Origin of the sequence: Vibrio sp. NC2 (assembly GCF_025195005.1) — a bacterium.
In the GTDB taxonomy this organism is placed as follows: domain Bacteria; phylum Pseudomonadota; class Gammaproteobacteria; order Enterobacterales; family Vibrionaceae; genus Vibrio; species Vibrio splendidus.
The window spans coordinates 79,654-100,698 of the sequence record NZ_JANVFC010000003.1; the positions used below are offsets into that span (position 1 = coordinate 79,654).

General features: G+C 44.9%; 17 protein-coding genes. 10 read left to right on the forward strand and 7 right to left on the reverse strand.

From position 1 onward, the window contains the following. Positions 1 to 207: 207 nt before the first annotated feature. Positions 208 to 2,283: an ATP-binding protein gene (locus NX845_RS05785; RefSeq protein WP_065680926.1), complete on the forward strand. Its 2,076-nt coding sequence runs from the start codon at positions 208 to 210 to the stop codon at positions 2,281 to 2,283. 120 nt (positions 2,284 to 2,403) lie between these two features. Here the strand turns inward: NX845_RS05785 and NX845_RS05790 are convergent, their stop codons facing one another. The 6 genes from NX845_RS05790 to NX845_RS05815 all read right to left on the reverse strand — a co-directional run bounded on the left by NX845_RS05790 (position 2,404) and on the right by NX845_RS05815 (position 10,473). Next, positions 2,404 to 4,854: a family 20 glycosylhydrolase gene (locus tag NX845_RS05790; RefSeq protein WP_065680927.1), complete on the reverse strand. Its 2,451-nt coding sequence runs from the start codon at positions 4,852 to 4,854 to the stop codon at positions 2,404 to 2,406. Between the two features lie 179 nt (positions 4,855 to 5,033). Further along, positions 5,034 to 5,669 carry a bifunctional 4-hydroxy-2-oxoglutarate aldolase/2-dehydro-3-deoxy-phosphogluconate aldolase gene (locus NX845_RS05795; protein ID WP_065680928.1) on the reverse strand — a complete coding sequence of 212 codons (636 nt, stop codon included), beginning with the start codon at positions 5,667 to 5,669 and terminating at the stop codon, positions 5,034 to 5,036. Between the two features lie 19 nt (positions 5,670 to 5,688). Beyond that, on the reverse strand, positions 5,689 to 6,657 hold the full coding sequence (locus NX845_RS05800; RefSeq protein WP_260256639.1) for a sugar kinase: 969 nt from the start codon (positions 6,655 to 6,657) through the stop codon (positions 5,689 to 5,691). A gap of 130 nt (positions 6,658 to 6,787) precedes the next feature. Beyond that, on the reverse strand, positions 6,788 to 8,302 hold the full coding sequence (locus NX845_RS05805; RefSeq protein WP_102447303.1) for a sodium:solute symporter family protein: 1,515 nt from the start codon (positions 8,300 to 8,302) through the stop codon (positions 6,788 to 6,790). 205 nt (positions 8,303 to 8,507) lie between these two features. Next, complete coding sequence (locus NX845_RS05810; protein ID WP_004732497.1) at positions 8,508 to 8,900, reverse strand: RidA family protein; 393 nt, start codon at positions 8,898 to 8,900, stop codon at positions 8,508 to 8,510. Positions 8,901 to 9,039: 139 nt separating this feature from the next. Beyond that, positions 9,040 to 10,473, reverse strand: a complete 1,434-nt coding sequence (locus tag NX845_RS05815; protein WP_065680931.1) for an amidohydrolase family protein — start codon at positions 10,471 to 10,473, stop codon at positions 9,040 to 9,042. 176 nt (positions 10,474 to 10,649) lie between these two features. Between NX845_RS05815 and NX845_RS05820 the strand changes: the two genes are divergently transcribed. Together NX845_RS05820 and NX845_RS05825 are read left to right on the forward strand one after the other, a co-directional pair. Further along, a complete protein-coding gene (locus NX845_RS05820; RefSeq protein ID WP_065680932.1) occupies positions 10,650 to 11,924 on the forward strand; it encodes an amino acid deaminase in 1,275 nt (424 codons plus the stop codon). Positions 11,925 to 12,054: 130 nt separating this feature from the next. After that, positions 12,055 to 12,918, forward strand: coding sequence for a MurR/RpiR family transcriptional regulator (locus NX845_RS05825; RefSeq protein ID WP_004732501.1), 864 nt, complete (start codon positions 12,055 to 12,057; stop codon positions 12,916 to 12,918). Here the strand turns inward: NX845_RS05825 and NX845_RS05830 are convergent. Then, entirely contained in the window at positions 12,915 to 13,454 is a 540-nt protein-coding gene (locus NX845_RS05830) for a hydrolase (protein ID WP_102575241.1), read from the reverse strand. The two genes, NX845_RS05825 and NX845_RS05830, sit on opposite strands and share 4 nt — an antisense overlap. Before the next feature lie 364 nt (positions 13,455 to 13,818). Between NX845_RS05830 and NX845_RS05835 the strand changes: the two genes are divergently transcribed. The 7 genes from NX845_RS05835 to NX845_RS05865 all read left to right on the forward strand — a co-directional run bounded on the left by NX845_RS05835 (position 13,819) and on the right by NX845_RS05865 (position 20,981). Beyond that, on the forward strand, positions 13,819 to 14,394 hold the full coding sequence (locus NX845_RS05835) for a porin family protein (RefSeq protein ID WP_370736660.1): 576 nt from the start codon (positions 13,819 to 13,821) through the stop codon (positions 14,392 to 14,394). A 252-nt stretch (positions 14,395 to 14,646) separates the two neighbouring features. Next, the gene (locus NX845_RS05840; RefSeq protein WP_065680934.1) at positions 14,647 to 15,216 is read left to right on the forward strand and encodes a porin family protein; all 570 of its coding nucleotides are present in this window, start codon (positions 14,647 to 14,649) and stop codon (positions 15,214 to 15,216) included. A gap of 231 nt (positions 15,217 to 15,447) precedes the next feature. After that, positions 15,448 to 17,070 (forward strand): phosphoethanolamine transferase, encoded by a 1,623-nt coding sequence (locus tag NX845_RS05845; protein ID WP_065680935.1) that lies wholly within the window; start codon positions 15,448 to 15,450, stop codon positions 17,068 to 17,070. Between the two features lie 328 nt (positions 17,071 to 17,398). Beyond that, complete coding sequence (locus NX845_RS05850) at positions 17,399 to 18,334, forward strand: CorA family divalent cation transporter (protein WP_017089364.1); 936 nt, start codon at positions 17,399 to 17,401, stop codon at positions 18,332 to 18,334. Then, positions 18,334 to 18,909 (forward strand): mechanosensitive ion channel family protein, encoded by a 576-nt coding sequence (locus NX845_RS05855; protein ID WP_017078430.1) that lies wholly within the window; start codon positions 18,334 to 18,336, stop codon positions 18,907 to 18,909. The genes NX845_RS05850 and NX845_RS05855 overlap by 1 nt, the downstream gene beginning before the upstream one ends. Positions 18,910 to 19,174: 265 nt before the next feature. Then, positions 19,175 to 20,020, forward strand: a complete 846-nt coding sequence (locus NX845_RS05860; protein ID WP_017095823.1) for a GNAT family N-acetyltransferase — start codon at positions 19,175 to 19,177, stop codon at positions 20,018 to 20,020. Between the two features lie 121 nt (positions 20,021 to 20,141). Further along, entirely contained in the window at positions 20,142 to 20,981 is an 840-nt protein-coding gene (locus NX845_RS05865) for an AraC family transcriptional regulator (protein WP_065680938.1), read from the forward strand. The last annotated feature ends 64 nt before the right edge of the window (positions 20,982 to 21,045 follow it).

The window sequence follows — 21,045 nt, forward strand, 5'->3', positions numbered from 1 at the left end:
CAGAATAATATCGCCCACGGTATGTAAAAAATCCGCAGACGAAAAGGAGCTAGCTCCCACTTTGAATAACACTCCTTTAACAGTTTTGTGATGTTTGTTAGCTTCAACTTATCTCATTCGCCACTCGCTTAAAAAGCAAACAGATAACTTTCTCAAGCCATGAGTTTAAAAGGGCAAATCACTAATTTTAAAAGGATTTAATCAGCAATGATGAATAACAATCGGTATTGGTTGTTCCTATGTGCCTGTTTATTAATTGGTTTGGTTCAGGTCACCACCAAAAGCGGGATAAGCCAATGGAAGCTTGAGCAAGCCCAGCGCTATGCAGAACAACGCTTTCTTGGGTACATTGCTGAAGCAAGGCGCACTCTGAAACGTTTTTATTATTTGCCCTACCTCGTGACTAACGATGAAACCAGTGTGCGTTTTATCGATGGTGAAACTCGCCTCGAAAAGCACATTAAAAAGCAGCTGATTCAGTTAGACAAAGCCGCCAACACTAAGGGCTGGTATCTGCTTTCTGGGAAGGGCGATTTGCTGGTTTCTAGCGTTGAAAGAAGTAAGTTGAGCAAGAAGAACGCCGATACGATTGTGTCTAAAATCCACCAGCAAGGTGGTGCTATCTCTGTAGTGACCAAAAATAAAGGCGTGATACCCGATTACTTTATTGCCGCGCCGGTTTATCGAGCGTCCGATGTGGTCGGTATTGTCGCGGTGCAAATCGATTTGTCATTGTTAACCGATCAATGGTTCGCCGATGGTGAAGCGATACTGTTCCAGAACCCTCGCGATCAGTTCTTTCTCTCCAGTGATCACCGACTGAGTGCCGACTGGTTCAATGACACGTTCAATTCTCAGCCCACAGCCACAAAACGTGAGCTGTATGACCAAACCCATATTCGCGTGTGGCGACTGCAAGGCAAAGACTATCTGATTCAGTCAATCAAGTTAGACGACCTCAATTGGCGTTTAACCTACCTAACGCCATTAACCAGCCTCAACCAAACCACTAGCTGGATCAGCTGGAGTGTGGCGGTTGGCTGTCTTTTCATTCTGCTGTTGCTGGTTATTCTTTATCAAAGACGTCAGAAAAAACTCAGTAATCTGCGAATCCAAAAGCTCATCGAAGAGTCGGAAAAACGGCTGTCTGGAATGATCAATAAAACCCACGTCGGATTGGTGCTGATCGATAAACATGGTCATATTCACGATATTAACCTGATGGCGAAGAACTACTTTTGCCTTTCTGATTCGATGATCAGCAACATCAAGGCGTGGCAGCTGTTTGAGGCAGGTAATCCGAATTCGACCACGTTGCAATTACTCAAAAACTTGGAACAACACCAAGAACTGGCCGAGATCACCAGCGTCGAAACCATGGCAAGGCGCAGTGATGGCAGCTACTTCCCTGTGCTGTTCTCTATTAGCTCGTTCCCTTGGCATTCAACGCCTTATTACCTATGTACCGTGATCGACATCAGTAAGCGTAAAAAAGCGGAAATTGCGGTACAAAACGCCAATAAAACACTGCAACTTCGCGTAGAAGAGCGAACACAAGATCTCAAAGACGCGCAGCAAGAATTGGTGGAATCAAGCAAACTTGCCGCATTAGGGCGGATGTCGAGTGCGATCACTCATGAGCTTAATCAACCGCTTACTGGTCTAAAAACCCTACTTTCAAGTAATCAATTACTGATGGAAAGGGGTGAGACCAAGATGTTGAAAGCGAACATGGACTTAGTCATGAGCCTCATCGACAGAATGGCTAATATGACCAGTCAACTGAAGTCGTTCGCCTTTAAAAGACTTGAGAAGCCCTATCCAGTTTCACTCACCGAAGCACTGCAAGAAACCCTACGAATTCACCAAGCCGAATTAGACAACGTCGATATTCGCGTGCGTGTCGCTTCTAATATTTCGATGGTGATGGGAGAAGAGGCACGACTTCGTCAAGTGCTTGGCAACCTAATCAGAAACGCTGTGGACGCTACGCAAAATCAAACACCCGCGACCATTGTTATCAGCGCACATACCGATCAACAACGTGTCATCATCAAGGTGCAAGATAATGGCTGTGGCGTGTCAGAAGACCAACTCGAAACCATTTTCGAACCCTTCCATACCAACAAAAAGATGGGCGAAGGTTTGGGTCTCGGATTGGCCATCACTGCAAACAATGTGCGAGATATGCAAGGTACCTTGATAACCAAGAACAACCCAGATCAAGGCATGACATTCACGTTAACGCTACAGAATATTGATAGTGATAGTGATTGTAAGTAGCCGCTTACATAGAATTTAGAAACCACACTCTATAGAGAATAGAAAACAAAAAAACCGCCCACAGAGGGCGGTTTTGATTCACTTATTGGCGTGTGACTTATTCGCTAATCCGTAAACGGCTTAGTCAGCTAACTGCTTCAACAAGAGCTCTGTCGGGCGAACAATCGCGATGATCGATTCGTCGTAGATCTTCGCTGATTCAGACAGTATCGCTTGATAGGCGTTCTCGTCTGATGCTCGAACTTTTTCACCCGCTTGTGCTTTAGCAATCAAGGTTAACGCCAAGTCTGCGACTTCCGCGGTTTTCTCAGCGACAATCACAGTTTCTACTGAAGACACATTGCCAGCGAAGACAGTTTTAGCTGCGAGTGCAGACGCTTTCGCTTGCTGATAATGCTCTGCAAGTTGCTCAAGCGCTTGTTGATTACCCGTCGCGACTTCGTTGACCAAATCTTGCATTTCATACACAGCGTAGCTTTCGACTGGCAACGCATCAACGAAGCGATTTAGACGCTCGTATTGGCTGTATAAAGTGCCCTTAGGTTCAGTAGAGTTCCACTTCTCCCAGTTGCGAGCATAGTATTGTGCTGGCTCGGTGTACTTGGCAAGCACGCGCAAGTCGTGAATATCTTGGCCTTTCGCAATGCGTTTTAACAACATGTCAGCATCCGCATGATGACGAAGTCCAACCGACACTTCAGACCATGTATCCATCGCCTTCATACGCTTATACATGCTGCGTTCGTCCGTCAATTCCGTATCAGACCAGAAGCGCTCTGCAATCGCATAGCTGCGTGGCCATAGGTAGTTTTCAACCGTGAGGCTATCTTTATTTTCTAGCCACATGGTGATCTCGCCGCCCAAGATAAGCTCTTTTTCTTTGTCGGTTAATTCTGCAGGGTAACCACCATTTGGTTCAGGAATCACGCTGCCTTCAACATCACTGCTCGCAATCACTTCACCTGTGGTTGGCCAACGCACGTTACCAACCAGTTGGTAACTGCCTTCGGCAAAACCCTTTGGATGCAGGTTTAGGTTGAATTCGGTGTACGACATGAAGTTATCGAAGTGGCCAACAAAGGTTTTACCCGGCACATGATCAAGGATGAAGATCTCTTCACGAGACTTGCCGTTGTAATCACTGAATGCACGGAAAGTGCCGTCTTTCGCTTCAATGATGGTCAGTGTTCCCTTACGTGGGCCGCCTTTTGAACGAGGCTTCTGCCATTGATACGTCACGAACTTTTCGCCGCTGTGCAGATTATCGTCAACAGTGATGCCAGTTGGCATTGGGTCATTGCGATAGTGGTAGCTCGTCGGCTGAGGTTGATCTAGGTAGTAACCTGTAGAAAGAATACCTGGGTAGCCCTCTTTCGCCGCACGACCAATGCTATCGTGCCCTTGCCAGCTTTGAATCACGATCGAAGTCGGCAGGTCTTTATGCCAAATCTCATCCCAACCAGTCATCTTCTTACCGCGCTCTTCGAGCATCTTCTCAACTTTTACATTGAGGTAAGACTGCAGACCACGCTCGCCATCGATATTGTTCTCTTCAATGAACTGTTGGTGCTTTTCGCTGTTTTTCCATTGCGCATAGTTCGGCTCATCGCCACCGATATGAAAGTACTCATCAGGGAACAGCTCGGTCACTTCGTCAAACACGTCACCTAGCATCTCATAGACTTCTGGGTTCAGTGGATCCATGAGCGGTTCAAACACGCCCCACCCTCTTTCTTGCTCGTAGTTTTGCCCTTCACCGCCCGACATCAAGCGCGGGTAAGCATGCGCCACGGCAGAAGAGTGACCTGGCAGAGAGACTTCAGGAATCACACGAATACCAAGATTACGCGCGTACTCAACTAGGTAGCGAACTTGGTCTTTGGTGTAGTAGTTACCATCAGCGGTTTCAGACCACAAACGCGGCCAAGATTCAGTTTGAATACGAATACCTTGGTCGTCCCAGAAGTGCCAATGGAATACGTTCATCTTCGCCGAAGCCATCGCATCTAACTGACGAATCAGCACATCGAATTCAATAAAGTGACGCGACGTATCGTAAGAGACACCACGCCAGCGGAAGCGAGGCTCATCGACAATCGTGACGGCAGGAATATGGTAACCAGTCGCTGTCGTTTCAACGAGCTGTAAAAGGGTTTCGATGCCGTGAATTGAGCCGTATGGGCTTGGAGAGCTCAGTGTGATTTGTTCACCCTGAGTGGTAATTTTGTAGGACTCTACAGAGTCGATGTTCTGTACTTCTGACTTTGGCGCCGCGTCGATATCAATGATCAGGTTCGCTTCGTCTGCACTATCAACCTGCCAATTTAGAATCGGCACACCCGTCTGACGCTCAAGGCGATCAATAAAACGTTTCGCCGTGTACTCAACGCGATCAGAATTAAAGCCTTTGATGTAAACCTTGAAGTTACCGTCGACCTTAACTTGCCCAGCTTGCAGCTCGACCGTTTGTGGGTACGGCATTAAATTTAGATCGGTATTTGGAGCCATTGCTAACGCCATTGGGGACACTACTGAACCTGAAATCAATAGGGATAATATAGTTTTTTTCATTATTAGTTTTCCTATATAAATATGGTTCTGTTTTGTTTATCGGAGGCGATTCACAAAACAGAACCATCAGCCACTGCTGTTGCTCGTTATCTCTGATTCGAAAGCTTGTTATCGCTAGTTCAAAAATTGTTGCAAGCTCAAAGCTTGTCGCCTGTTAAAAAACGAATGAGCGCACAAGCTTATTGCTCATTAACAAGAGCGACCGCTTCACGAACCAATACTGCAATCTCATCCCACTGCTCGTTCTCGATCATTTTTGGCGACACCATCCAAGTACCACCACAGCACACCACGCGATCGACTGCTAGGTAGTCATTGACGTTGTGTTTACCGATACCGCCCGTTGGCATCAAAGACACATCGACGTATGGCGCTAGTAGAGATTTCACCATGTTGATGCCACCAGACGCTTCTGCAGGGAAGAACTTCAAGAAGTTAAGGCCAAGCTCCAGCGCTTGCTCTACTTGGCTGGGGTTGTTTACACCCGGAACGATTGGCATGCCGATCTCTTGGCAGCGTTTTACGGTGTTTGGATTCAGGCCCGGAGCCACGATGAATTCGCTGCCCGACTCTTTCGCTAGGTCAATCTGCGCTGGCGTTAATACTGTACCGGCACCGATACACATTTCTGGATACGCATCGCGCATCGCACGAATCGCGTCTGCTGCCGCTTCAGTACGGAATGTGACTTCAGCAACTGGTAGGCCGTTTTCTACCAACACCTTTGCCAGTGGAATCGCGTGCTCAACCTTGTTGATTTGGATAACAGGGATAACTTTGAATTGCTTAAGTGTGTTGATCATTTCTTGAGACATAATAATTCCGCTTTTTATTTTATTTTTTAATCAGTTGGCTCATAGCGCTCACGGGGATGATTGCGCCAGAGTATTGAATAACGATGGAAGCCAGTTGGTGGCCAAGTTCGGCTGCGTCAGTGGCGCTCTCGCCAGTAAGACGCGCAGCTAAATAACCCGCGGCGAATGAATCGCCCGCCGCGCAGGTGTCGACCACGTTAGAAACACGAGTCGCTGAGACATAATTCTCAACAATTTTGCCCTGTTCAACTTGAACAATCTTACATGGCTCGCAGCCACGTTTGATGACAATCTCTTGGCAACCCAAACGGAGGCAGCGTTGTTGAACGCTCTCTGAGTTACCCCAAACCAGCAGGTCGTCGTCTTCGGTAATCAAAGCGATGTCCACTAGCGGCAGTAACTTGGCGTACCAATGTTGAGCTTGTTCAGTGCTCCAAAGTTGCGGGCGATAGTTATTATCAAAAATCACCTTGCCGCCTTGGTTTGAGAACACACTAATCGCTTTGAATAGGCGCTCACGAGAGGCATCATCCATGATCGCGATACTGATACCGCTGATGTAAACCGCGTCGACTTGTTTCTCGGTCAGAGCGATTTCAAGCTTATTCAGGTTGTCGGTTTGCTTGTTTAAGTTATCAATTTGAAAGTAAGATTTTACCGCCGCATCATTGCGCCAGTAGTGAAAGTGTCGCTCGCCTGTCTCGTCGGTTTCGACCATGTACAAGCCGGGTAGCTTGTTTGGGATGCGTTCAACGAAATTGGTTTGAATACCTTCTAACTGCCAGCTATCAATCATATTTTGAGACAGTTCATCGCTACCAAGTCCAGTCGCGTAATGAACAGAGAGGTTTTGATATTGGGTTAAGCGAGAAAGGTAAAGTGCGGTATTGAGTGTGTCACCGCCGAATTTTTTGGTTAATGGAGAGCCGCTGATTTCGACCATGCACTCGCCAAAGAAAGCAATATTGAAGTTAGAAGATGCAGGCATAGCAGATCCTAAAATAGAGAGATAAATGGGGAAGAAGGCCCTACCGAGAAGCAGAGCCTGAGCTAGCTAAGCCACTCCACAACTTGTTGTACTGAATTTGTTGTACTAACTAGCTGTGGAGCGTTTTAGATTAGCTTGTTTGATTAGCAGGACGTTGAGAAGACGCGTCTTCTTCAAGCACACCTGAGTCTGACAATTCCATCTCCATCAGAGCGCGCTCGTCATCAAGAATTGCTTTCGCCATTTCTGGTGTCACTTGGTTAGCTGGAGTACATAGGCTTACCAGCACACCAGCCGTTAGAGCTACTAGACAAGAAGGAATCACAGGGTTACCCCAGAAAGCCGTGTAGTCTGCGTTTAGCATTACAACAAATGAAGCCACAGATGCACCCGCTAGAGTAGCAAGCGCACCCTGCCAGTTGTAACGTTTCCAGAATCGACCCAACATACCGCACACAAACATGCCCGACATTACGGTTGAAATCATTTTCGTGATATAGCCAATGATGTCGTTTGACGTTAGTGCGAACAACAGGGCAAAACCAATCACCACAATCAATGCCAAGCGAGAATAGTTCACCATTGACTCTTTGTTTGGTACGCGACCAGTGAACATCACGTAAACATCACGAAGTAGGATAGAAACACCAGCTATCGCATCTGAACTTGCGCTCGACATGGTTGCAGAAAGACCCGCGATAAGAACAATCATGCCAACGCCAACCGGAAGAACCGTTGCAGCAACGTAAGGGAACGAGTAGTTCGCGTTATCCAATGATGGGTCAATCGCATGTGCTGCCATACCAATGATTGCAGGGATGATTGAGAAGAAAAGGTACAACACACCCGATGCAACAAACGAGCGACGAACGGTTGATACGTCTTTACCCGAGTAGATACGCTGACGGAATGAAGGCGTCGCCAGTACACCCACACCAATAACCACAGCCAGAGACACAGCAGGCAGAAGGCCCAGTTTATCGATTGCTAAAAAGCTTGTAGCAGCAGGGTCCATCGCAGCGTAAAGGTTATCCATGCCGCCGATGTAATCGACTGACATTACCGCCATCAAGATGAAGCCAGCAAAAAGGATGATAGCTTGAATGGTATCGGTCCACACCACCGCCGTGTAACCACCGATCACCACATAAATAGTGAATGCTGCAGCAATAATGATTTTCGCTAGGTTGAGATCGATGTCCGCAATCCACGCTAAGTACATGCCGCCACCTAGAATGTGGGCGCCTAACCAACCAATTGAAGCAACAAAGATCAGTACACCTACAACGTTTTTCACGATGCGGTTAGCGCCAACATAATAAGCCAGCTCTTCACTCATGGTCATGAAGTTCAATTTACGAACCGGAGCAAACCAAAGTGCAAGTAATAGGATGCCTATCGCACCACCAATGCCGTACAGAGCACCTGCCCAGCCATTTGCGTAGCCGAAGCCAACCGCACCCATACTTGAACCCGTACCGACCATCGTCGCTACTGTTGTACCAAGTACTAAGAACATAGGTAGGCCACGGCCACCTAATAAGAAATCTTCGCCAGATTTTTGATTACGCGAGACAAACCAGCCTAACCAAATTAAAAATAATACGTACACGCCGAAGCCTGTAAGAAAAAGTGTGCTGTTCATTTGACACCTCTCAGTGAAATATTGAGTTCATTCCTGAACTTTATTTATGATTCATTCATTTTATATTTCATATAATTACTTTATTGATTTTATCTTTTTTGATTAAAGTAATTTTTATAAATGTAGGGTGAGAGTATTAAAGGATAATAACAGGGATGACTAACCCCTAATACTCTCTAAGTAGGTAATTGTGATTAGGTTATTACTATCCGCGATCGGCGCGGTAGCAAGTCACATCTACTTCAACCTTCACGTCTACAACTAAGTCGCAAACCATGCAGATACGGGCCGGTGGGTTAGCACCGAAAAACTCTTTGAATACCTTATTAAAAGATTGGAAGTAACGAGAATCCGTTAGCACAACCTTTACGTGCATTACGTCTTCTAGGCCGTAGCCCGCTTCAGTCATGATATCGACACAGTTTTGGATCGCTAGGCGAGACTGGTCAACAATGCCACCCTCAACCACTTCACCATCTGTCATCGGTGTCTGGCCAGAAACGTATAGGAAACCACCTGCTTCAGTTGCACGTGCAAATGGTAAATGTTGTCCGCCTGTACCTGTACCGCCTTCAACACCGTAACGTTTAATAGTCATTTTTTAACTCCACTTATTTATAGATACTATTGGGTTTATAGATAACATTGGCTTTATAGATAAAACAGTTTCTATTCCAATATATTTAAATTAATTCGCCGTTTTTATATCCATCTAAATTTAATAAATAATTTAAATTCTAGTTTCGGTAAATAAAAACGCCTGAACGATTATTTCTTACTTTTCCTTGCTGGTAAGTTAACTCACCATTTACAAATACACTTTCTATTCCTTCAGCAACTGAAATAGGATTTTCAAATGTTGCTGTGTCTTTAATATTCTTTGGATCAAATAAAACTAAATCGGCAAAGGCACCACAGCGAACTTCGCCTCGACCCGCTAAGTTGTAACGCTGAGCCGACATTCCGGTCATCTTGTGAATCGCTTCTGGCAACGAGAACAGTTTTTCATCTCGGCAGTAGTGGCCTAGCACTTTCGGGAAGGTGCCCCACAATCTTGGATGTGGATGCGGGTCATTAGGTAAACCGTCTGAACCGACCATGGTCAGTTTGTATTTCAATACACGCTTTACGTCGTTCTCATCCATGCAGTGGTAAACCGCACCCGCTGGTTGAAGCGCTTTTGCCGCGTCCATCAGGGGGAGATTCATTTCATCAGCAATCTGCTTCAGCGTTTTGCCTGCGTGTTCTGGTTTTGCTTCAGACCAAGTGATGAAGATGTCGAAATCGTCAGTCACTTGTTTCAAATCTAATGTCGAAGAGCTCGCAGAGTATGGGTAACAGTCGCAAGACACATCTTGGTGCTCAGAAACCTTGTCCATCAAATCAAGCACTTCAACGGTTCTGCCCCAATTGCCCGCACCTGCACATTTAAGGTGAGAGATAACAACCGGCACTTTTGCGTATTGTCCTGTCTCAAACGCCTCTTCCATCGCGCTTAAGATCTCTTCAAATTCGGTGCGCATATGCGTGGTATAGATGCCGCCGTGACTAGAAAGCACTTTCGCTAATTGCATCACTTCGTTGGCATTCGCTTGTTTAGCGCTGGCGTAAGCCAAACCCGAGCTCAAACCTAATGCGCCTTGTTCCATCGCCAAATCAAGGTTGGTTTGCATCGCTCCGATTTCGTCTTCGCTTGCAGTGCGCTGCAGGTCGTCCATCACTTGGTTACGTAATGTCGTATGGCCGACTAACGCTGCAACGTTTACTGCGGGTTTAGCTTGCTCTACCGCTTGTGCATACGCGGCGAAAGTTGGGTATTTAAAGTCAGCTTGTGCGCCTAAAAGATTCATTGGGTCAGGAGGGTCACCAGCCAAAACGGTTGGTGATGCGCTGATACCACAGTTACCAACAATCACGGTTGTAACACCTTGGCTGATCTTAGGCAGGCAGTCTGGGTAACGAATTACATTGGTATCGTCATGTGTGTGTACATCGATAAAACCAGGAGCTAATGCTAAGCCTGCTCCCTCAACCAACTGGCCACAATCTTCGTGATCAATTTGACCAATTTCGGCTATTTTTCCATCTCGGATTGCTACATCGGCACAAAACGATTGTTCGCCGGTGCCGTCAAACACCTCTACATTTTTGATTATCGTATCGAACAACATTTATCACTCTCTCAATCCACTGTGTTGATGGAACTATATTAAGAATCCAGCCGATTATTTTCAGTGACAAAACACACATAATATTTTAATTTGTGTGATAGTTTCTACCACAAAACAGATTGTGGATATATTCAAACATTAAATAACAACAACTTAAATCATGTTAGGAATCAGCAATGAAACATAACCCTGCACATAAAGATGTTATAAAGTATCAAAAAGATAGTTTTGTCTTGACTGAAAAAGGCCAAAAAGGGAGAGCAATATCACAATCTGAGAACGGTATTTATCAATTGGTTAATGAAGATATTTCGCTCCCGGTTGCAGTTATCAAACAATCGGCATTGACCAATAACCTGAATTGGATGCAATCATTCGCTGACCATCATCAGGTTAAATTGTCGCCACATGGCAAAACCTCCATGACTCCTGCTTTTTTCCGCCAACAGCTAGAAAATGGCGCTTGGGGCATAACAGTAGCAACACCTGCACAAGCCGAAATTGCGGCTATGGCGGGTGCAAAACGAATCATCATGGCCAACCAATTGGTGGGTAAAACCAACATGGCGATCGTTGAACAGCTGATCAGTGAATTTGATGTCGACTTTTACTGTTGTGTGGATTCATCGGTAAACGTGCAGCAACTTAGCCAATATTTCGCTAATACAAAGCAGACGCTAAAAGTACTGATCGAATTTGGTGTACCGGGCGGTCGCTGTGGCTGTCGTTCACCACAAGAAGTTCTAGAACTGGCTCAAACCATCCAAGACACACCTGCCCTTTCGCTGGCGGGTATTGAGGTGTACGAGGGTGTAATTCACGGTGACAATGCCGAACAAGACATTCGTACCTTCTTAAATCAGGCGCTCACTTCGGTCGAAAGCCTTGCATCAGATGGACTAATTGCAGGGCAACCTATTATCACTGGCGCAGGCTCTGCTTGGTATGACGTGGTGGCAGAATGTTTGGCGAACCTAACCGATTACTTGGCGATCATCCGCCCAGGTTGCTATGCCATTCACGACACAGGTATTTACCTAGACGCACAAAGCAAGGTGTTGCAACGTGCCCAAGTAAACCAAGGCTACGCGTGCGAATTGGGTGGTGATTTAGAATCGGCACTTGAGGTATGGGCGTATGTTATCTCACGTCCTGAACCAACCAAGTTAGTGGTTGGGCTAGGCAAGCGTGATGTGGCCTTTGATGCGGGTTTACCGATTGCCGAGCGCGGCTATCGCAATGGCGAAGCGATCTCAGTGAAAGGCTTAACCTCTACTGCCGTGATGGATCAACATACCTTTGTTGAAACGGACGGCTCTTCTGAGATTGAAGTGGGCGACATGATTGCGTTCTCGACCTCACACCCGTGTTTAACCTTCGACAAATGGCGCTACATTGCCATCAGCGATGACGAACATCAGGTGACCAAATGGGTAGAAACCTGTTTCTAGTTCGATTTTTCAATAAGCTAGAATCAGCGAAGCAATAAGATATACTAACGGGGCTAAGGCTCAGCTTTAAGAGCTAGGTTCTTAAAAACTAAGTGATACGATTGGCCCCATCAACAAAGGATCAGGATTCTTGAGTTTAGAAGTAGATATCATTTCACAGATAACAGAGCGTTTCCCTGTTCTTCGTGATGCAGAAAAGAAAGTCGCCAAGTTGATCATGGACGACATTGATTTTGCTGCCAATGCCAGCATTACAGAACTTGCTGAGGGTGCTCAAGTCAGTGAAGCCACCATCACACGTTTTGCTAAAGCGATCGGCTGTAACAACGTGCGTGATATGAAGATTAAGTTGGCTCAGACACTAACCGTTGGCCAGCGCTTTATCCTCGAGCCTGTTGACCAAACGGGCTATCAAGGTATCTACGAATCGATCAAGCAGAGCCTAGACATCAACCGCACTCTGTTCAAAGAGCAAGACGTTGAAACTGCAGTGAGCTGGCTGCATAACGCCAGACAGATCATTGCTATCGGCATGGGCGGCGGTTCGACAATTGCTTCTCAAGAGCTGCAACATAGACTGTTTCGTTTAGGCTACCCAGTGGTGTCGTACAACGATGGTTTGATGTCACGTATGGTTGCTGCCACGGCAGATGCCAATGACGTGATGGTGATGATTTCAGCGACAGGCTTTACGCCAGTGATCACCGAAACCGCCGAATTAGCCAAGCAGTACGGACTTAAGATTATTGCGATTACGCCACAAGATACACCGCTAGCAAAAATTGCCGATATCTTGTTACCCATCAAGCATATGGAAACCGATTTCATCTACAAACCATCGGCTTCTCGTTACGCAATGTTGGCACTAGTAGATGTGCTTTCGATGGGAATCGCAGTCAATCACAAGAACCGTTCGCGCGACAAACTGCGTCGCTTGAAAGTTGCGCTCGATTCTTACCGAGGCGGTGGCGATAGACAGCCTCTCGGTGATTAACGAATCAAGGATAGAATGAGCTTAAATTCACGCGCGCGGCAGTCTTTCACAAGCTCGTATAAGCTCATTTCTAATCCTGTGATTTGGATACCAGCATCCATTAGTCGACGGATTGCCAGATCTTTGTTGAGTGCCGTTCGTGAACTAATACAGTCGCCAACTACCTGAACATTGTACCCAAGTTCCAACAACCCCATTGTGGTTTGATAAACACAAATGTGAGCCTCAATACCACACACTAACCAAGTATCCACGTCCTTGGCTTGCACCGCCTCAACAAACTTAGGCTCATCACACGCGTTGAAGGTAAATTTTGGTATCGGCTTAGCATCACTCAATAGGTCATTCAGTTCGTCGACCGTTGCACCTAGCTTCTCTGGGTTCTGCTCCAAACGAATAATTGGCAGCCCCAAAACCTGCGCTCCTTGAGCTAACTTTCCGCAATTAGCAATCAGCGTATCGCTCTCATCAACAAGGCGTGCGAGCTTGCCTTGTACGTCCACAACCACCAAACCTGTGTTTGCTCGGTTTAACATCCTACTCTCCTTGTCATGATTAGAATCAGCGTACTGCTTTGCTTTCAACAAACACCACAATAAATACTACAATAGAACAAATTCAATATTTATTATGTTTTATTTTTCAATTAGTTAGATAAACCTGATCTCACTTCAACTTTAAAAAACATCGTTTTATTTAGCAAATTTAACCATTTGTCAATATATGAATTTTATTTATAAACAATATAACCAACAAATATTTCGTTAGCTCTTGATAAATCAAGGGGCGCAGGTAATCACGTTATCAATGAAAAAATAGGTTTCATTTGTGAGGGTTTTATAAATCAATCATCAGCGATACCGTGATTTGCATCACAGGATGAGTAAACAAGGTATTATCATGAAAAAATCAGCATTAGCACTCGGCTTAATCGGTTTAGTTTCACTTCCAACTTTTGCAGCAGGTATCGATGGTGGCGCATACGTAGGTGGCGGACTTAGTGCCTATCAAGGTTCCGATACGGATGGAGCGCCAAGTCTGGATTCAGACGGCATGGGCTACAACCTATACGGCGGCTACCAATTCAACCGCATCGTAGGTGTTGAACTTGGCTACAACGACTATGCAGATTACAAGAACAGCACAGACAAGCTTTCACCAACGTCTATCTCTGTATCAGCAAATGTCGGTTACACGTTCGACAACACCATTCGCCCATTTGTACTAGCAGGTTTAAGCTCAGTCGACCTCAATGCGAATAGCGGCGCTGGCTACAATGATGATAGCGGCACCGGCTTCCACTTTGGTGTTGGTGTTGAATACACGCCGGTTGAACACCTAACACTTCGCCTGATTTCTCAAGCTGACGCAGTAAGCGTAGAAGACTCTTATCAAATTAGTGGCTCTACGATCTCAACTGACGACCACACTCTAGCGTTCAACAGTGTGAGCTTCGGTGGTTCATACGACTTCTAATATTCACCCCAAACGACTAAGTCGTAAGTAAGTAGCTCAAAGTCACTTTACTACTCTGCTCGTTGATAAGGCAGCACAGTAAAGTGAATTTTTGTATCTATGTAACGATTCAGCTTACAAAGCCATACAGTAATGAGCAAAAGACTCAGGGATAATTGTCAACAACGGTCGAGAGGCCAAAAACCAACAACGATTAAAAATCGACAGTGACCGACAATCACATTTGAAGACATGACAGAGTGAGTAACAAAGATGAACAAGATAACGAAATCAGCATTAGCACTGGGTTTAATCAGCGCAGTTTCTCTTCCAGCTTTAGCAGCAGGTACTGACGGCGGTGCTTACATTGGTGGCGGTCTTGGCATATACCAAGATTCTGATACAGATGGTCAAGGTAGCTTAGATTCAGATGGCATGGGCTACAACCTATACGGCGGCTACCAATTCAACCGCATCGTAGGTGTTGAACTTGGCTACAACGATTATGCAGACTACAAAAAGGGTGCTGCAAAACTGTCTCCAACGTCTGTTTCTTTGTCAGCAAATCTTGGTTACACATTCGACAACACAATCCGCCCATTCGTATTGGCTGGTTTAAGCTCTGTTGACCTAAACGCAAATAAGAGTGCTGGTTACGCTGATGACAGCGGTACGGGTTTCCACTTTGGTGTTGGTGTTGAATACACGCCAATCGAGCATCTAACACTACGTCTAATTTCACAAGCAGACGCAGTGAGTGTTGAAAACGACTACGGCTTTAAGAAAGAAGACAAAACACTTGCCTTCAACAGCATTAGCTTCGGTGGTTCATACAACTTCTAATGTGATTGAACCACATAGAATAAGCTGAACATACTAATTCACTTTGCTGTTCCACCTTGTCATGAAGGTCACTCAGTAAAGTGAATTTTTTTATCTACACACCTTAGCGTCATTTCACTTTAGCCAGTTTATCGCTCAGCGCCTTCTATTTGAGCTATATGCATTGATATTAGAGCTTTCTTGGTAGCGAGACTAAAATAAAGGGATAAGTGACACAGGAAGACAAGACCTATGAATCTACCACGCTTAAACATGTCGATAAACAAACTCCCTTTCGTTTTGGCAGTGTATTACCTGCTTGTCATTAACTTGCCTATCTCACGCGAACTGTTCAATATTCTTAGTGCCTCACAAGCCGAAAGCATTGGGTTTATCATCTCGATCCCATTTTTCTTTCTCGCCGCATTCAACTTTATCTTTCAAGTATTCAACTGGCCGATATTCGCCAAAGCTTTTTTTATCTTGTTACTACTTACTTCCTCTTTAGTCAGCTACAGCATGTTCAACTACGGCATTTTTGTAGACTATGGAATGATAGAAAACGTCTTCGAAACCAACAGCGGAGAGGCTGCTAGCTACCTAAGCAGCTATTCTATTTTATGGTTTGTTCTGATGGGAGGAGTCCCGTCACTGCTGCTTTTATTTACGGATCTTGAAAGAGAATCTTGGAAAGATTTTGCTATTTGGAAGGCGATTGGATTGCTCTCTTCGTTGATTGTCATAGCGATTATTGCTGGACTGTTTTACAAAGATTATGTGTCGATTGGTCGTAATAACTCTCATCTTAAAAAGATGATCATTCCGACCGAATACGTCGCTTCAACCGCAAAATACATCAACAATACTTACATCAAAGAACCGATTCCTTACCAAGAAATCGGCTTAGATGCGCAGCTAAAACCAGAAGCTAAACAAGCTGAAAAACCAACCTTATTGGTGTTTGTTCTTGGTGAAACAGCACGTGTATATAACTACCAATATTATGGCTATGAGAAAGAAACCAATGCTCATACCAAACCCTATAACCCGATCTTTTTCTCTGATGTTCAGTCATGCGGAACAGCCACTGCGGTTTCTGTGCCGTGTATGTTTTCTAACATGAACCGAAGCAACTACGATCGCGACAAAGCCTACAACCAAGATAACGTGGTCGACATTATGAACCGCGCGGGCATTCACTCTATCTGGCGAGAGCACGATGGTGGAGACAAGGCGGTCGCACATCGAATCAAAGAGATGACTCTCGTCGCCAAAGACAGCGACCCGCTGTGTAATAACGATGTGTGCTATGACACAGCCATGCTAGAGAACTTCGAACAAGATACTCAAGATCTTAAACAAGATAGCATCATTTTCTATCATATCTCAGGATCTCACGGCCCAACTTACTTTGAGCGATACCCAGAAGATCATAAGAAGTTTGTGCCAGACTGCCCACGTTCTGATATCGAAAACTGCACCAAAGAGCAAGTAGTCAACACCTACGACAACACCATCTTGTACACGGATTTCTTTCTCTCACAGGCTATTCAAAAGCTAGAGAAGCTCACAGATAAGTACAATGTCGCGCTGATGTACATTTCCGATCACGGAGAATCATTGGGAGAAAATGGCGTCTACTTACACGGCATGCCTTATTCATTGGCACCGAAAGAGCAAACCCATGTGCCTATGATAATGTGGATGTCTGATGGTTTCGCCGAGCAGAAAGGGATAGACCAGACCTGCTTAAGAAAGGCAGGCAAAGAACAGAGCTTCTCCCAAGATAATCTGTTCGACTCCTTACTTGGCTTGATGGATGTACAAACCAAAGAATATCGAGAGAACCAAGACATTTTTTCTGCGTGTCGGTAGTGCTTTTGCTTATGTAAACCATCGGAAAACTCGAGTTGCCTGAACAAGCTATCCTCAACTTCTCCTAAAAAGAAAAGACCTCGGTCTTTTCTTTTTTTTCGTCGCTAACATGGAGCCAGAGTGCTAATTTATAACGATGAAACAATGAGCTACATTTAATAGACACAATAATGGAAGAGTCCGTCGTGCTCCAAAGACCAACTAGTCTTATTAGACTTTATCTCACTCACATCGCTCATTGAACTTACCACGATTAAGCTCAGTTCAATACGGCACCTGAATGGCGCCGCAATATCAATGTTTACGTCATATCATTAAGGACAAATGAATGGACGCTTTCATAATTTCAAGCTGGCAATTTTCTGAGGGTGTGGCACATGAACACACCACCAGCCCAGCCTCATTCGAGCAATCAACTTGGTATCACTGCCAAAGAGATGCTGACGGTTTGAGAGAATGGCTCCACAGTAATACGGTTCCAAATGCCATCATCGATTCATTACTCACCGATGACACCCGTCCTCGGTTCGAACAGTTTGGCCACGACTGTTTTTTGATGATTCTGCGAGGGATTAATCTAAACGAAGGTGCTAACCCTGACGACATGCTTAGCCTACGCATCTTATGGTACAAAGGCACTTTAATATCGACACGCAAAGTTCCTTCAAAAGCGGTCAGTAATCTGATATCTGATCTCAAACAAAACCAAGGCCCGACATCATTACCTGATGTATTACTGGGCATGATACGTGGAATCAACCACAGTATTTCAACCTTCCTAGTACCCGTCGAACTCTTGATTGACGAGTTAGAATCTAAATCCAATATCGACATAAGATCCATTAACGCTCTGCATTCAAGGCTACTTAGACTAAGGCGCTATTTGAAGCCACAGAAATACGTTTTTGAGGACTTAATGAGTGACCTGCCTGCACCATTGAGTAAGCACAACAGTCATATAAAGAACAGCCTTGATACCATCCTGAGAATTAATGAGTCTGTTGAGTTTTACATCGAACAAATTAATGTATTTTTAGCGAGCCTAAGTCAGCAACAAGCTGAAAAAATGAATAGAAATACGTACCTATTTTCTATCATTGCGGGTATTTTCCTCCCTGCTGGGTTTTTCACCGGTTTGCTGGGTGTCAATATTGCAGGAATACCCGGAACAGATAACCCAATAGCATTCCCACTATTTTGCGTTGGGCTGCTCGTGGTCATAGCGGCAGAGGTCATTATTTTGAAAAAATTGAGGTTTATTTAATGGTTGAGTTTTTGCAATCCAATATGTGGCTTAAACAAGTGGGTTTAGGTTTACTTCTTATCACTGTTTATTGGGTGATAAAACGCTTGGGGAAAAACTGGATAGAAACATTAGCGGAAAATAAGCGCGTCGAATTGAAGCGAAAGCAGTTCGTGATTAAGTGTTTCAATATCGTTCTGTTTCTACTCTTCATCGCTGTGTTTACGATTGTTCTTAACTTGGGTTTTGGTGATATTTCGCTGTTTTTATCATCCATATTTGCGGTGCTGGGTGTCGCTTTATTCGCGCAATGGTCGATTCTAAGTAACCTCACAGCCAGTGTACTAATATTTTTCGTATTCCCTTATCGCATTGGCGACAGAGTAAGAGTCGCGGAGAAAGACGAAGACATCAGCGGTGTGATCATCGATATCACCATGTTCCACGTTATTCTTCGACACAGTTCGGGCAACATCATCACCTACCCTAATAACCTGATCCTACAAAAAGGCGTGATAAAGGTATTAGTTGAGCCTGAGTTAAAGAGTGAAACTGTCGATACAAAACTCATCAAAGCTGAAGACTCAGGAAAGTAATGCGCCCTATTCAACGTCCCAATCAATAAGTTCAGCAGAGGGCAAAATATCTTGCCCTCTTTCAATTAACATCAGCTCTTCTGTTAACACCCACACACCTTTCAAAACTGTCGTTTTTATTCAATACCGGCCTCAAGCCGTCGCCTACAATTGCTGTTATTGAAACGTGGCTCAGCTAATCAATTATCTCATCGTCAATTGACGTACCTGAGAACAAGATGACGACCACGCACTCTACCGAATCAAAACAGCAGGAATTCAAGCGATGTTAGACATCAAAAAAATCTCAACACTTAGTGACCTAAGCGAACTTCAAACGGCTTACTTTACCGAATCAACAGCACCACTCGATGGCATGTGGCATTTTGGCTTTGTGCCAATGTCTGACCATTTTGGTTTTTACGAAAACGGTAATCTTGTCGGTTATTGCGTGTTGAATGGCGAAGGCTACTTACTTCAGTTCTACCTAGCACCAACAGCCAGTACTCATATTGAAGACTTGTTCCCCTTAATCGTAGAGAACAACAGCTCTGTGATTGGTAATGTGAAAGGCGCATTCGTGAGTACGGCTGAGCCACAATATTTATCACTGTGTGTCGACAACACAGAGTCATTTAAAGTGAATGCGATGATGTACCGCCAAAACTCTCAAGCCAGATCTGATTGTGATTCAGACCGCATTGAAGAGATAGAGATGAGCCTCGCGACAGAAGAACAACTGGAGCAGTTCGTTGAGTTTGCTTCATCAGCGATTGGCGCGCCAAAAGAGTGGATCACCGGTTACTACAGCAACTTAATTGCTCGCCAAGAGCTATGGGGCTACATAGAAAATAACCATGTTCTAGCAACCGGAGAGTGTCGTAAGTTCGATGAGCATCAAACACAGTTTGCCGACCTAGGTATGATTGTCGCACAACAAGAACGCGGTAAAGGCTTAGCAACGCGTGTTCTTAACTTTCTAAAGCAGCACGCTAATAGCCAAGGGTTAGAAGCTATGTGCTCTACGGAAAGCAGTAATATTGGCGCACAAAAGGCCATCACACGCGCTGGGTTATCATCAAAGCATCGTATCTTGCAGTTTAATTTTAGCGAATTAAAGGAAACTGATTAGCCTTGATTCGGATTAACAAACATCAAGACTAAGTTCTAACAATAGATACTGATAAAAACTGTCACCTCCAACGATATCCACATATAGTTGGAGGTGACAGTCATCTGAAATAGAAGGTCTAATGATCAATTGGTTACAGTCTCCAAAATCCCCTGTAGTTGCTCAGTTCATTGATTGCTACTGGCTGATTGAAAAGACGCCCGACGCTCAAACTCATCAATTTCCGATACTCAATCCCGATCCATCAGCACACCTGATCTTATCGCCAAGCGAGCAAGCGTATCACTACACTATTGAGCAAAAAATCGATCAAGACGTTGGTTGCCATCTACTGCTGCCACACCATAAAGCCATCGAATTGGATCACTCGAAGCCCTTTGTTCACTTGGGCATTAAATTCCATGTCGGAGCCTTGTATTCATTGGTTATCCCAGATAGTCCTCACCCTAGCTTGGACAGGGTTAGTCCAGTCAATCTCGCAGGTTTGCTAAACAATCCAAACGCCGATGCAACGCTACTGATCAAGCTCGCTCAAACCCATGTTGAGGCCTGCTGTCAGCAGTTAGATGATTTGCTACTTCCTTGGCTATCGACAGCTAAAACGGATAGGCACAGCGAACTGACACGTAAGGTGTTGGGTGTGCTTGGTTCGACACCGATTGCAGAGCTTGGCGACAAGCTGTTTTGCTCGCAAAGAACATTGGAAAGAAGCTTCAACAAGGTAACAGGGCTGACATTAAAACAGTGCCAATCGATGAACAAGCTCGAAGCAATGCTGGAATACTTGTATAAGCGAAATTTGGATGACATCGACTGGATGGACGTCGCCTTTCAATTTGGGTTTAGCGACCAACCGCACCTGATTCGTTACCTAAAGAAAACCATCGGTCTAACACCCAATACTTACGCTAAACAAGGCGGTTTAACTATTGATGTTTATGGTGGAGTGAGATCGGACTAACCCACCCTTTACCCATCAAGCACTCTCTGTCTTTTGTGTCCCATTAGTAGCAAGTTTTATTGAG

Bases quoted from the DNA above. Each gene is read 5' to 3' on its own strand.
- NX845_RS05785 (WP_065680926.1), top strand. From the start codon at position 208: ATGATGAATAACAATCGGTATTGGTTGTTCCTATGTGCCTGTTTATTA.
- NX845_RS05790 (WP_065680927.1), bottom strand. From the start codon at position 4,854: ATGAAAAAAACTATATTATCCCTATTGATTTCAGGTTCAGTAGTGTCC.
- NX845_RS05795 (WP_065680928.1), bottom strand. From the start codon at position 5,669: ATGTCTCAAGAAATGATCAACACACTTAAGCAATTCAAAGTTATCCCT.
- NX845_RS05800 (WP_260256639.1), bottom strand. From the start codon at position 6,657: ATGCCTGCATCTTCTAACTTCAATATTGCTTTCTTTGGCGAGTGCATG.
- NX845_RS05805 (WP_102447303.1), bottom strand. From the start codon at position 8,302: ATGAACAGCACACTTTTTCTTACAGGCTTCGGCGTGTACGTATTATTT.
- NX845_RS05810 (WP_004732497.1), bottom strand. From the start codon at position 8,900: ATGACTATTAAACGTTACGGTGTTGAAGGCGGTACAGGTACAGGCGGA.
- NX845_RS05815 (WP_065680931.1), bottom strand. From the start codon at position 10,473: ATGTTGTTCGATACGATAATCAAAAATGTAGAGGTGTTTGACGGCACC.
- NX845_RS05820 (WP_065680932.1), top strand. From the start codon at position 10,650: ATGAAACATAACCCTGCACATAAAGATGTTATAAAGTATCAAAAAGAT.
- NX845_RS05830 (WP_102575241.1), bottom strand. From the start codon at position 13,454: ATGTTAAACCGAGCAAACACAGGTTTGGTGGTTGTGGACGTACAAGGC.
- NX845_RS05835 (WP_370736660.1), top strand. From the start codon at position 13,819: ATGAAAAAATCAGCATTAGCACTCGGCTTAATCGGTTTAGTTTCACTT.
- NX845_RS05840 (WP_065680934.1), top strand. From the start codon at position 14,647: ATGAACAAGATAACGAAATCAGCATTAGCACTGGGTTTAATCAGCGCA.
- NX845_RS05845 (WP_065680935.1), top strand. From the start codon at position 15,448: ATGAATCTACCACGCTTAAACATGTCGATAAACAAACTCCCTTTCGTT.
- NX845_RS05850 (WP_017089364.1), top strand. From the start codon at position 17,399: ATGGACGCTTTCATAATTTCAAGCTGGCAATTTTCTGAGGGTGTGGCA.
- NX845_RS05855 (WP_017078430.1), top strand. From the start codon at position 18,334: ATGGTTGAGTTTTTGCAATCCAATATGTGGCTTAAACAAGTGGGTTTA.
- NX845_RS05860 (WP_017095823.1), top strand. From the start codon at position 19,175: ATGTTAGACATCAAAAAAATCTCAACACTTAGTGACCTAAGCGAACTT.
- NX845_RS05865 (WP_065680938.1), top strand. From the start codon at position 20,142: ATGATCAATTGGTTACAGTCTCCAAAATCCCCTGTAGTTGCTCAGTTC.